We start from the raw sequence: 12129 nt of genomic DNA, 5'->3' as shown, positions 1-12129 counted from the left end.
AAAATGAAAAAAATCTTTCTCGACGAGATCTCTCTGACAGCCACCTGCCCGGCGGCATTATTGATTGCTGACCTGGAGACCTATTTGCGAAAGAAGAAATACACCCTCGGCTATCAACCGGAAGCCGGAACCAAGCTAACCCTTCAAAAGGCCCTCGAAAAGAGAATTCCGAATCGCTGGGCAGCGAGATACGGTGAAATAGAGAATATTTGTATGGCCCTGTCCGTTAACACGCCGTTCGGCCCGATCCAGACCCGGAGGGCCCCACGAGCAGCAACGGGTCCTGATTTCAAAAAAATATTTATCGGCTCTTCAAAAAAATATGGGACCCTTCAGGAGGTGATACTCCGTGTTTCTCCAAGACCCGAGAGGGAGATCGCACTTCAAATAAGATGGAAAAAGAGAAATCAGGAGAATTTTCTCAAGAGATTTTTGGGGAGTGGGGTCAGCTTTCGATCGCTTCAAAAGATGAATTCGCAGGAACTGGAGATAGAACTCTGTGGATCGAGGGAGAGTGTGGAAGCAGGCCTAAAGACCGTTCACAAGATGGTCAAGGAAACAGGGGGAACCTGTTCCATAAGGAGAGAGAGATGAAAAGCCCCGATCAAGCGACCTCCCTCTGCCACTCCTGTCCAAAATTGTGCCGTTATGCCTGTCCCGTCGCGGAGACGGATCAGAACGAGGCGACGACCCCGTGGGGGAAGATGAGTGCCATGAAACTATCAGAGAATGGGATTCTCCCCTTTAATCGCGAGACCGCCTCACTCGCCTACAAATGCCTTGATTGCAAGGCTTCTGAAGGGGCGTGTGAGCTCGACAACCCGGTCCCCGAAACCCTTTTCCATTATCGCGCGAAGGCGTTTGCGGCCAAAGTGGCGCCTCCCTCCATACTCACTTATGCGGAACAGTTCCAAAAATTCAGCAATCCCTTTGGGATTGATCTCCAGAAAAAAATGAAATCGCTATTACCAAGGGAATTCTCCACGCCACTAAAAAAGATCGCCTACTTTCCAGGTTGCTCCGAGATCCAACATTTTCCAAAATCGACGGCGCATGCCCTTGTACTTCTTCGAAAGTGTCGGATCGACCTCGAACTCTTCCACGAACCGATCCTCTGTTGTGGCTATCCACTCTATGCTGCGGGGGACATCGAGAATTTCAGGGAGATTGCCGAGATCAACATCCATGCCTTTCAAAAGTACCGGGAGGTGATTGTCGGATCGCCGACCTGCCTGCAAACAATCGATGTGACATATCGTCAACTGGGCTTCCGGTTTTCAACGCGGTTTTATCATGTTGTGGAGAAAATAAAAATCCCCCCAACCTCCCTTCACCCTTTGCCAGAGCTTAGGGCAGGTCAAAGGATTGCCTATCACGATCCCTGTCATCTGGGTCGGGCTCGAGGGATTTATGATCCACCCCGTCAGTTCATCAAAGCAGCAACCGGTGTCGAGCCGGTTGAATTTTTTACAAATCGAGCGAACAGTTCCTGTTGCGGCGCGGGAGGACTCTTGCCAATCTCATCTCCCGATACAGCCAGACAAATCACCATGAACCGTATCGAAGAATTCAAGAGAACCGGCGCCTCGGTTTTAGTCACCGCCTCACCCGAATGTGCCTGCCGGTTCAAGGCAATCGATCCGAAAATAAAAGTCATGGGGCTTCTGGATCTACTGTCATGAGCAAATCCCTTGTCATCATCAATCCCACAGCCGGTGGGGGGCGCGCAAAGGCGCTTTGGCCAACTCTCGAACCCCGTCTTAAAGAGGCCCTCGGATCTTTTGAAATAAAGGTTACCAAGAAACGGGGGGAGGGACAGAAAATAGCTGGTAAGACTGCAAACTTCTCGAGGGTCATTGCCTGTGGCGGAGACGGAACGATCCATGAAGTCGCCAATGGCCTATTTCAAATCGATGAGAGGCACCGGCCTGTTTTGGGTATTCTTTCCATGGGAACCGGCAGCGACTTTATCAAAAGCCTGAAGATTCCGAACGATCCGTTCCATCAGGTTGCAACCCTCAAACAGGGTCAGACAAGGAAAATCGATGTCGGTAAAATTGAATTCACTCTAAAGGGAAAACAAGAGAAAAGAATTTTTTTAAACATTGTTGATGCCGGCTTGGGAGCTGATGTCCTGGAGCGACTCCATACCTCGCGAAGGTTCTTTGGAAGGAGCGCCGCCTATCTTCTGGCCACCTTGCAAGCGTATCGTCATCGCAAGTGTCATGAGATGGAGATCGTTGTTGATGGCGAAAGAGGTTGGAGAGAAAAGGCCCTCCTGATCGCATTGGCAAACGGCCAATGCTTTGGTGGGGGGATGCGGATTGCCCCACACGCCAATCTTGAGGACGGTCTCATTGACATCACCCTTGTCCGCGACCTCTCTCCCACCCGATTGCCACTTGTACTCCCGGCCCTGTATGCGGGGAAACTCGATCATCTTCCACAGGTCACTATGCGGCGTGGCCGCAGGGTTGAGATTAACTCGTCCTTTCCTGTCCCTCTCGATATTGATGGGGAACAGATCGGGACCTTGCCGCTCCATCTGGAGGTCCTTCCGGAAGCCCTGAGGCTCTTTTCGTAACATGAAGCGGCTCCCTTTCATCTTGGCTGCGTTGTATCTTCTCTCCGTACAACTCCTGTTCGGGGTCGGCACAGAACATCTTTTTATTGTCGGTCTTCTTTTGACGGGATATTATGCCCATCAGAAGAGCCGGCAGTTGATCCTTGATCTCCTGCCATTAGCCCTTTTTGGGGTTCTCTACGATTTTCTCCGTGCCATTCCAAAATCCTGGACCGGCCCGATTCATGTTATCTGGCCGTATGAGCTCGAAAAGAGCCTCTTCGGATTTTCCTATCATGGAACCCGTATCATCCCGAACGAATATTTCGCCTCACACCACTCTCTTCCGCTCGATCTACTGACGGCCATCACCTATTCCCTTCATGTCGTTGTCCCGATCGGCTTTTTTCTCTGGACCTGGTTTAAACATCGTCCTCTCTCAAAACACTTTGCCTGGGCCTTCCTGCTCGTAAACCTGCTTGCCTTTCTTACCTACATTTTGCTCCCGGTCGCACCCCCTTGGTACGTGGAACAATACGGCCTCGTCCCGGGTGACTGGACGATCCCAGGAAATGTGGCGGGCCTTGTTTATTTTGATCAATGGATTGGAATACCGTATTTTGAGCACCTCTATGCCAGGAGTGCCTGGGTCTTTGGGGCAATCCCCTCCATGCACGCCGGATTTCCGGTACTCGTCATCCTTTTTGCCCACAAGGTTTTCAAAAAGGGGGTGATCCCTTTCTATTGCTTCGCTGCGCTTGTCTGGTTCTCAGCCGTCTACCTCCGCCACCACTATATTATCGATCTGCTGGCGGGTGCTTTTTATTCCTTGATCAGCTTTTGGTTAGTACATTTTTGTTGATAAACCATAAGTATTTCTAACTTTTAGCGGGTACAGTCGTATCCGCTAAAAGTTGAAATACTATAGCAGGTTCCTATGATCATTTTCTCATCCCTATTAAAGGGCTTAGCCAGGATCACACTTCGTCATCCGGTGGTCGTCCTTTTGCTCGGTCTTCTCATAACCACCTTCTCGGTCCTGGCGGCAAAAAAAATTGAGATTCGAAGCAGCTTTAGCGATCTCCTCCCCGATGATCATCCGGCCGTTATCCAGGCTAAAGAACTGGATCGAATCGTCGGCGGTGCGAGCTTTATTGTCGTGGCCACCGAAAGCAAAAACGCCGAGGCAGCAGACCGGTTTTTAGGCGACTTGCGGCAGGCGGTCTCACGACACAAAGGGATCCGATACATCGACGATGAGCCACCACACCAATTTATTAAAAAGAACGGTCTCCTTTATCTCACGGCAGAGGAATTAGCCCACCTGAAAGATAAGATACAGAGACAGATCAGTCAGGAAAAATTAAAAAAGACAAACCTGTTTATTGACCTGGAAGAAAATTCCACTGACCTTTCGGGGGAATTCACAAAACTCAGAGAGGAATATCAATCCTATCTCGGCGGAACCCACCGGTATCAAAACAAGGAAGGAACACTTTTTGTCTCCCTGATCAAGCCCGACTGGAGAGCCACGGAAATTAGCAAAACAGAACCGTTTGTTTCGGATCTAAACCGGATCATCGCGGACTTGAATCCTCAGAAGTACGACCCGGGCCTATCGGTCCGTCTCACCGGTCCCTACATTAAGGCATTAACTCAACGGACAATCCTTGAGAGAGATGCCACGCTCCTCTCTTTCATCTCTCTTCTGGGGGCGATCCTGTATCTCATTTTTCACTTCCGAGGTTTGAGACCGGTCTTTCTCATCAGTCTGCCTCTGATCGTGAGTCTCAGCTGGACACTCGGAGTCGCCTATTGGATCTTCCACTCACTTAATCTCTTTAGCGCCTCCGCCTGTGCTATTGTTCTGGGACTGGCAGCCGATTACGGCATCCATATCTTCTCAGAATGGAAACGCCACCGACAGGAAGGGAGGTCTGTTGAAGAGGCCCTCTCTGAGGCGGTCGAACATCTGGGGCGGCCGTTTGCCGCCGCCTCTTTCACAACATCCGCCGCGTTCCTGGCCCTCTCTCTCAGTCGGTTCAAGGCCTTTTTTGAACTCGGGATCATTGCCGGAATCAGTATCATTCTCTGCGTGGTCGCCTTTGTCTTCCTATTTCCCCCTCTCGTCCTCCTGACCGAAAAGTGGTTCCCCTCCAAATCCGGATTCCTCAAGACAGAGAGAAGATTCTCCTTCTCCGCCCAATGGGTCTTCTCAAAATATACCTTTATAGCCAGCTCCCTATTGCTCCTCCTTCCGCTCATCATGATTCCGCAAGTCCGGTTTGATTACGACCTGAACAAAATTCTGGGGGAACAGGAGACAAAAAATCTGGATCAGCAGGTGGACACCATTTTTAATCGCACCGTAAATCCCGAAGTGGTTCTAACAACGGTGCCCGAGGATGCCCCACGACTCGCCTCGTCCCTTCGAGAGGTCCAGAAAAAACAGCGGGCCTCTTCTATCGGAACCACCTTCAAAACGGTCCTCTCCCTCCAGGATTTCGTGCCGGAGGATCAGGAGGAAAAGATCAAAATAGTACGCGAGATCCGCTCCCTTTTCACCTCCGCCATCCTCCAAAGGCTTGGGCCTGAAGAACGCGGTGCCTATGAGGATTTCAAGATTATGCTGAGGCCGGAAAAAATCAGACTCGATTCCCTGCCGGTTCAGATCACACAAAAATTCAGCGATCGCGAGGGGGGCCTGGGAAGGATGGTCTTCATCTTCCCGAACTTCAGCATACAGGAGAGCGAAAAACTCATGAGATTTGTAGAAGAGGTCCGGGAGGCACAGTGTCCCGACTGCTCAGGCCCCTTTCATGCGTCGGGGGAATCAACTCTCTTCTATGAAATCGTCAAAATGCTTTCGCGCGAGGGGAAATATGTGATCGGATTTGCCCTGCTCACTATTCTGGGAGCACTCCTGATCAATTTCCGGACAATCTCCTCAACACTCACCGCCTTTATCCCGTTAGGGGTCGGGCTCCTGGCAACGCTCGGCTGGATGGGAGTTCTGGGGATTCCTTTTAACATCATCAATCTGGCTGCCCTGCCGATTATCCTCGGAACCGCAGATGACTACACCATCCATTTCTATGAGCGTGTCCGCTCCGAGCCCCACCTGAAACTTGGCGAGGTTTATACAAAGAGCTTTCAGCCGATTGTCGGCTCCGCCCTGACGACCCTCATCGGCTTCGGCTCCCTCATTTTTGCCAATATGGGCGGGGTCCGCTCCTTTGGCACACTCTGCTGTCTCGGAATTTCCTGCTGCGCTATAACTACGCTGTTTTGGTTTCCATCTCTGTTGGATGTTCTTCAAAAGAGAAAGAAGAGCTGCCTACGACTCCGAGAACGGGAGCTGGCAACCCAAGAAACGGTTAGTGAATCGGCGAACGGGTGAATGGGTGAATAGAATCCTCCTCTTCGGTATCGTTGTCTCAATCCTTTTTCTGGCTCCCGAATCTCAAGGTTATAGCACCCCTAATCTCCCACTCGACGATCATGCCTATCGTGACATCGACAAACTGATCGCCGCTGGTCTCATAGAAGATGCCCTCTACGGTTACAGACCCTGGAGCGAAGCAGAGATTGCCAGAATGGTCCAGGAGGCAGAGAAAAGATGGGACAAGACCGCGCCGCCCTCCTTTGTCGAGGCGATCATCAAAAGGCTCAAGAAGAGATTTGACATAGAGAATCCGCGACCGCTTACAATAGATCCAATCCAATCAGCAACCGTTGGGTTCACCTCGCTCGACAACCCTCCCACACCAATCCCGGTGAACAACGGCCTCGGTTCCATCGATGCCACGGTCGCTCCACTCACAAATTTCAGTGAAGGACGCCATTTTGCCGAGGGACAGACCGCCGCTCTGGAAACGGTTCACACCGCCCGCCTTTCTCCCTACTTTTCAGTCCTTGCCAATCCGCGTTTCGAGGCGCTCCTGCCTCATTCCACAGGTAATGAAGCTAATGTCATTGTTCACCGACTTTACGGAAAGGCAGGTTATCGAAAATTTTTTCTTCAAGTTGGGAGAGAGAATATCGCATGGGGACAGGGGGAGCATGGCGGTCTCCTGCTCTCCAACAATGCCCGCCCCCTTGATATGATTCGAGCCGGAACTGAATCACCTCTTTATCTCCCCTCCCTTCTCCAATACGCCGGCCCTACCTCGTTCCAACTATTCGTTGCCAATCTGGGACCGGAACAAGACATCCCACGACCTTTTCTGACCGGTTACAAGTTGGCGTTCAAACCGGTACGATTCTTCGAAATCGCCGTGAACCATCTGGTCCTCATGGGAGGGGAAGGATCCAATGCTCCCGGCTTTTTTGATGCAATAAGCGAATTCACAGGAGTCTTCCCGGCCTTCCTTGGCAACAAGGGGGGAGAGGCCGACACTAATCGGCTTTTCAGTATTGAAATACGTTGGTTGCTCCCGTTTCTTCGAAACGCCTCATTCTACGCAGAGGGCGCTTTCGATGATACTATCTCCGATAGTGAAGTCCTTTTTGAGGACGAGGCGATGTACCTGACAGGTTTTTATCTCCCCTACTGGACCGATTCGGGAACCGTCGACCTGCGAATCGAATACAAACATCTACCCGCAATCGCCTATCGGCATAGTCTTTATACGTCAGGACACAGCCTGAATCGGAGACTTTTGGGAGATCCCTTAGGTCCTGACAGTGATGGAGCTTATGGAAAAATCCGGTGGGATTTGAGGGAGGGGCTGTTGCTAACTTCTGGACTCGCCTATGAGAGGCGGGACAGTGACCGTTTTTTGACAATCACCGCAGGGGGGGAGAATATTGATATTGTGGGAAGAGGGAAGGACTAGCTTCGAAACTGATGATTGGCTACGAACATGCCTGGAATGCCCTTTTTCAACAAAACCACGATCAAGACCATTGGATGGCGCAACTCGAGCTTACGATAACGAAATTTCCCTTTTAGGCTGCTTTTTGGGTCTGGAACCACTGGATAGTCGTCCTCAAACCTTCCTGAAAAGAGATACGGGGTGTAATGCCGAGCAATTTTCGGAGGCGTGTAATATCGGCCTGTGTCTTTGGCACATCTCCTGGACGAGGAGGTAGATACTCCGGTTTGATCCCATTAACCAACGCCAGCTTGGCAATCTGTTCTGCCAAGGAGAGCACACTGTGGGAGTCACCACACGCAACATTAATTGCCTCACCACGTCCCACATCTGAACGCAAAGCAGCCAGATTCGCATCAACAACGTTCGCAATGAAAGTAAAATCCCTCGATTGAGTGCCATCCCCGTAAATGGGAGGCCGTTTCCCCTGCAATAGAAAGGTAATAAACTTTGGAATAACGACCGCATAGTCGTCATCCAGGCTTTGACGCGGACCAAAGACGTTGAAATAGCGGAGACAGACGGTCGGAAGACCAAAAACGGAGGAATAGAATTGGCAATATTCCTCACCTAATTTTTTCGTCAGGGCGTAGGGAGAAACGGCCATTGCCTCCGATCCTTCCTTTTGAGGAAACTTGTCCGTAACCCCGTAGATGGAACTCGAAGAGGCAAAAACAACCTTCTTCACGCCTGCCCCTTTCGCTTCGTTAAGCAGGTTAAAAGTCCCTGTCACGTTTACCTCGTGATACTCGATCGGCCGGGTCATTGACTTCGGAACACTCCGTAAGGCAGCCTGATGAAGGATGTAATCAATCCCTTGAACGGCCTTTTTAATATCCTCCCGAGAACGAATATCTCCCTTGATAAACTCCACTCGATCACCCAAGGGGGCCAAATTCTCCATCTTGCCTGCATCGAGATTGTCCAGAACGCGGACCCTCTCTCCCTCTTTAACCAGACGTTCCGCAATGTGAGACCCGATAAAACCAGCACCACCGGTGACAAGGTATTTCATAGCGCAGCTCCCTTTTTTGATATTTTTCTTTTAAATCCAAGAAATTGAATAGCCTTTTTAACAATCGTCTGCTCATCCATGGCGTAGCATCGCCTTAAATGAGATTGACTACCAACAATCGTTGCAAAACTGTTTCTCAAACCGATCCGATAAAAGAGTGCTGGGGGAACACCTCCCTCGAGACAGGCCTCCGCAACTGCCCCACCCAATCCACCGGTCACGGTATTCTCTTCTACCGTCATGATGCCACCCGTTTCACGAGCCGACTTTAGAAGAATCTCTGTATCCAGAGGTTTCAATGTATGGAGACTGATCACGCGGCATTTTATCCCTTCATGAACTAATTTTTTGGCGGCCTCCAGGACGACACCCAAGATGCCCCCCGTGGAGACAAGTGTAAAATCATCCCCTTCCAGCAAAACACGACCCCGTCCAATTTCAAACGTCTCCCCCGTTCGAGCGGTATGACCAGCAGACGATTTGTCCAAACGGAGATAACCTGGCCCTTCTTGACGAGCGAGGGCCTCGGTTGCCTCCTCCGCCTCCCAATCATCCCCCGGAGCAACAACTGTCATCTCCGGCAGGGCCCGAAGAATACTCAAATCCTCTGTGGCATGATGCGAAAATCCAAGGGCCCCATAACTGAAGCCGCCTCCAATCGAAACGATCTTCACATCGGCCTGGTGATAACAGATATCATTACGAATCTGTTCCAGGCAACGCAATGTGGGAAAATTGCCAATCGAATAGGTAAAAACCGTACGCCCCTCCAATGCCAGACCGGCGGCCAGTCCCGACATGTTTTGCTCTGCTACCCCTGCATTGAGATACTGTTTCGGAAACCGCCTGGCAAACTCCTCGAATACACCAAAACCAAGATCACCCGTGATCAAGAGGATCTTTGGATTTTTAGCGGCAAGTTCAGTCAGTCTTTTAATGAAATGATCCCTCATGCCTCTCCTTCAAGTTCCTTCAACGCCTTTTCGAACTCCTCATTTCGGGCAGTCCGGTAGTGCCATAAAACAGAATTTTCCATAAAGGAGACCCCCTTCCCCTTCGTTGTATGCGCGATCAGGCAGCTCGGACGACCGGTTTGAAACGGAATCTTCAGGCAATGGTCCCTGATTTTTTCATGGTCATGCCCCTCCACCTCGTAAACGGCCCACCCAAAACTCTTCCATTTATCCGCGAACGGCTCGAGTTCCAATGTCTCGGAGACAGAGGCGAGGCTCTGGATCTTGTTATAGTCGATAACAACAACGAGGTTATCCAAATGGTGATGCGAGGCAAAAAGAACCGCCTCCCAAATTGATCCCTCATCGCACTCACCGTCACTCAAGAGGACAAAAACGCGGTGCTTTCGCCCATCGAGTTTCCCCGCATACGCCATTCCGGCGCCAATCGACAGACCGTGCCCCAGAGATCCTGTTGAAACCTCCACCCCTGGAATTCCTTTATGAGAGACATGACCGCTCAATAAGGCACCATCCTGATAGTGAGTTTTGAGCTGTTCCACGGGGAAAAAACCTCTTTCTGCCAAAGCGGCATAGACACCGGCGCCCCCATGCCCCTTGCTCAAAATGAATCGGTCCCGATCGGCCCATTGGGGATTAGAAGGATCCAGATTCAGAATCTCGCCGTAAAGAACCGCCAGCAGATCCGCCATGGAAAGGACTGAAGCGATATGGGAGCTCCCTCCTCGGCTCGTCATACGGAGGGCGTGGAGACGAATCCGTTTTGACAATTCTTTTGATGAGAGTGATTGCATGAAATCAACGACGATGGGAATAAAACTCCAGAATCCGATCACAAATATAAGTAACTTCTTCGTTGGTCAGGTAGGTATTCATAGGCAACATCAAACAACGGGTAAACAACCGGTCTGTCTTAGGCAGATTCTGCTTAAATCCCAGTTCTCGAAACTGATGGACCGCCGTCCCTCCCCACTGGACAAGCGTCCCAACACCGACCTCTTTAAGGTAGGCCCGGAGCTCATCACGACGCTCGGCCTCAATCTCATAATTCTGAAAGGTGTCAAAATGGTCCGGATCACTGTCAGGGGCAGGGGGGAGAAGAAGCTCGGAAATATTCTTCAAGCAATTCGTATAAAGAGAGGCGACCTCACGACGACAACGAACCGTCTCGGCATAGTACTGAAACTGATAATTCAAAATAGCCGCCTGAACGTTATCAAGACGTGAGTTGGTGCCCCAACAAATCACCCTCCCCTCGCGATTCCGGCCGTGATCCCGCATGGCATAAATGATCTCCGCAAGGCGATCATCATTCGTCACAACCGCCCCGCCATCTCCAAAACAGCCGAGGATCTTCGCCGGATAAAAGCTGAAGGCCGAGACAACACCAAACGTGCCCGCGTATCGCCCCTTATAGCTCGATCCAAGCCCCTGGGCTGCGTCTTCGACAATCTGCAAGCCGTTCCGGTCCGCTATCTTCTGAAGGCGATCCATCCGGCAGGTCCTCCCGTTGAGTTGAACCGGCATCAAAAAACGGGTCCGTGATGTCACCGCCAACTCCACCGATTCAGGATCAAGCAGGTGGTCTTCGGCGCACTCTACGGGAACGGCAACTCCACCCGCGAGATGGATCGCGGAGGCGGTCGCAATAAACGTATGCGATGGGAGGATCACCTCATCCCCTGGCTGAATCCCCGCCACCTTCAGGGCAATTACTAATCCATCCGTACAATTGGCAACTCCCAGGGCATGTTTCACGCCCAGGTAACGGGCAAGATTTTTTTCAAACTCCTCCAGATCTTTTTGAAGAATAAAGGCCCCTCGCCTTAAGACATCCTGGAGAACCTCCGTAAACTCCTTATCGCGTGAGCCAAAGAATGCCTGATAGGGGAAAAAGGGGATGTTTTTCTTGATTATCATACTGAAGTCCCGACAGCGTATAGCGCGGTATGAACCGTGTCAACCTGGTCCGCAGGTAATGCCACAGGCTCCTCATAGGTCGCATCCCCCTCCTTCAGTTCCCAAGGCAGCTTCACCAACCCCCCAAAAAAGAGCCTCTTGAGCAAGACCTTTCCCTTCATGGTTTTGGGAATCAGGTGGAGCTTCACGGCGACCTTCTTGATAAGAGAGCGCAGCCGACTCCCCTCCGCTGGATCATCGGGGAACGCCCCATAAAATTTTGGACGAAAACCGTTCTCGCCAAGAAATCGGTTCAGTTCGGGCACAGAAAAATAGCGATGGCTAAAGGGGCTTGGATTAAAATCAGGCCAGTCCTTGTTGGCAGTACAAAGGATCAGGACTCCTCCAGGCCTTAAAACACGGCGGCACTCCTGTAAAAATTTTTCGGGCGAATGGAGATAGTAGATCGCTTCGTAGAGCAAAATAACATCAAAGCTCCTGTCCGGCAACTTCAAGTCATGGGCATCCAGCGATACGATCTCTATCTTCCCTTGCCCCTTGTAAGTCTGCCGGGCATAGGCAAGGTTCTTTTCTTCATAATCCCCTCCGACAACCTTTCTCGCCCTTTTGGCAAGGAGCCCCAACCCCTGCCCCCCCCCACAAGCGACCTCCAGAACATCCTTCCCCTCACAATAGAGAGAGCCAAACAGGTACCGACTGTAGGTCCGCCGAATCTGGATCGGCATAACGAGACTGTCCGGAAGTTCGGTAATGGTGGAATAATCGGGCATCGGCCACTTC

At 51.1% G+C, this 12129-nt stretch carries 11 protein-coding genes; 6 read left to right on the top strand and 5 right to left on the bottom strand.

What is annotated here, in order from left to right:
• Window positions 1-3 precede the first annotated feature (3 nt).
• The 6 genes from HYT77_08270 (at window position 4) to HYT77_08245 (ending at window position 7401) form a co-directional block, all read left to right on the top strand.
• Complete coding sequence (locus tag HYT77_08270) at window positions 4-594, top strand: FAD-binding oxidoreductase (GenBank protein ID MBI2067991.1); 591 nt, start codon at window positions 4-6, stop codon at window positions 592-594.
• A complete protein-coding gene (locus HYT77_08265; protein MBI2067990.1) occupies window positions 591-1682 on the top strand; it encodes a (Fe-S)-binding protein in 1092 nt (363 codons plus the stop codon). The genes HYT77_08270 and HYT77_08265 overlap by 4 nt, the downstream gene beginning before the upstream one ends.
• Entirely contained in the window at window positions 1679-2584 is a 906-nt protein-coding gene (locus tag HYT77_08260) for a diacylglycerol kinase family lipid kinase (protein ID MBI2067989.1), read from the top strand. The genes HYT77_08265 and HYT77_08260 overlap by 4 nt, the downstream gene beginning before the upstream one ends.
• Window position 2585: 1 nt before the next feature.
• Window positions 2586-3425 carry an inositol phosphorylceramide synthase gene (locus HYT77_08255; GenBank protein MBI2067988.1) on the top strand — a complete coding sequence of 280 codons (840 nt, stop codon included), beginning with the start codon at window positions 2586-2588 and terminating at the stop codon, window positions 3423-3425.
• Window positions 3426-3500: 75 nt separating this feature from the next.
• Window positions 3501-5963, top strand: a complete 2463-nt coding sequence (locus HYT77_08250; GenBank protein MBI2067987.1) for an MMPL family transporter — start codon at window positions 3501-3503, stop codon at window positions 5961-5963.
• Between the two features lie 4 nt (window positions 5964-5967).
• Window positions 5968-7401, top strand: a complete 1434-nt coding sequence (locus HYT77_08245) for a hypothetical protein (GenBank protein MBI2067986.1) — start codon at window positions 5968-5970, stop codon at window positions 7399-7401.
• 112 nt (window positions 7402-7513) lie between these two features.
• Here HYT77_08245 and HYT77_08240 read toward each other — a convergent pair whose 3' ends face one another.
• From HYT77_08240 to HYT77_08220, 5 genes are read right to left on the bottom strand one after another with little or no spacing between them, the layout of a single operon-like run.
• The gene (locus tag HYT77_08240) at window positions 7514-8455 is read right to left on the bottom strand and encodes an SDR family oxidoreductase (protein MBI2067985.1); all 942 of its coding nucleotides are present in this window, start codon (window positions 8453-8455) and stop codon (window positions 7514-7516) included.
• Window positions 8452-9408: a transketolase gene (locus HYT77_08235; protein MBI2067984.1), complete on the bottom strand. Its 957-nt coding sequence runs from the start codon at window positions 9406-9408 to the stop codon at window positions 8452-8454. The genes HYT77_08240 and HYT77_08235 overlap by 4 nt, the downstream gene beginning before the upstream one ends.
• On the bottom strand, window positions 9405-10223 hold the full coding sequence (locus HYT77_08230; GenBank protein MBI2067983.1) for a transketolase: 819 nt from the start codon (window positions 10221-10223) through the stop codon (window positions 9405-9407). Before HYT77_08230 ends, HYT77_08235 begins: the two co-directional genes overlap by 4 nt.
• A gap of 4 nt (window positions 10224-10227) precedes the next feature.
• Window positions 10228-11349 carry a DegT/DnrJ/EryC1/StrS family aminotransferase gene (locus tag HYT77_08225; GenBank protein ID MBI2067982.1) on the bottom strand — a complete coding sequence of 374 codons (1122 nt, stop codon included), beginning with the start codon at window positions 11347-11349 and terminating at the stop codon, window positions 10228-10230.
• Complete coding sequence (locus HYT77_08220) at window positions 11346-12119, bottom strand: class I SAM-dependent methyltransferase (protein ID MBI2067981.1); 774 nt, start codon at window positions 12117-12119, stop codon at window positions 11346-11348. Before HYT77_08220 ends, HYT77_08225 begins: the two co-directional genes overlap by 4 nt.
• Window positions 12120-12129 lie beyond the last annotated feature (10 nt).

The organism is Deltaproteobacteria bacterium (genome assembly GCA_016180855.1).
GTDB lineage: Bacteria > UBA10199 > UBA10199 > JACPAL01 > JACPAL01 > JACPAL01.
This window is presented reverse-complemented; position numbering and strand designations above follow the sequence as displayed.

What these genes read in the sequence shown, in the direction of transcription:
- HYT77_08270 (MBI2067991.1), top strand. Translation starts at nt 4, where the DNA reads ATGAAAAAAATCTTTCTCGACGAGATCTCTCTGACAGCCACCTGCCCG.
- HYT77_08265 (MBI2067990.1), top strand. Translation starts at nt 591, where the DNA reads ATGAAAAGCCCCGATCAAGCGACCTCCCTCTGCCACTCCTGTCCAAAA.
- HYT77_08260 (MBI2067989.1), top strand. Translation starts at nt 1,679, where the DNA reads ATGAGCAAATCCCTTGTCATCATCAATCCCACAGCCGGTGGGGGGCGC.
- HYT77_08255 (MBI2067988.1), top strand. Translation starts at nt 2,586, where the DNA reads ATGAAGCGGCTCCCTTTCATCTTGGCTGCGTTGTATCTTCTCTCCGTA.
- HYT77_08250 (MBI2067987.1), top strand. Translation starts at nt 3,501, where the DNA reads ATGATCATTTTCTCATCCCTATTAAAGGGCTTAGCCAGGATCACACTT.
- HYT77_08240 (MBI2067985.1), bottom strand. Translation starts at nt 8,455, where the DNA reads ATGAAATACCTTGTCACCGGTGGTGCTGGTTTTATCGGGTCTCACATT.
- HYT77_08235 (MBI2067984.1), bottom strand. Translation starts at nt 9,408, where the DNA reads ATGAGGGATCATTTCATTAAAAGACTGACTGAACTTGCCGCTAAAAAT.
- HYT77_08230 (MBI2067983.1), bottom strand. Translation starts at nt 10,223, where the DNA reads ATGCAATCACTCTCATCAAAAGAATTGTCAAAACGGATTCGTCTCCAC.
- HYT77_08225 (MBI2067982.1), bottom strand. Translation starts at nt 11,349, where the DNA reads ATGATAATCAAGAAAAACATCCCCTTTTTCCCCTATCAGGCATTCTTT.
- HYT77_08220 (MBI2067981.1), bottom strand. Translation starts at nt 12,119, where the DNA reads ATGCCCGATTATTCCACCATTACCGAACTTCCGGACAGTCTCGTTATG.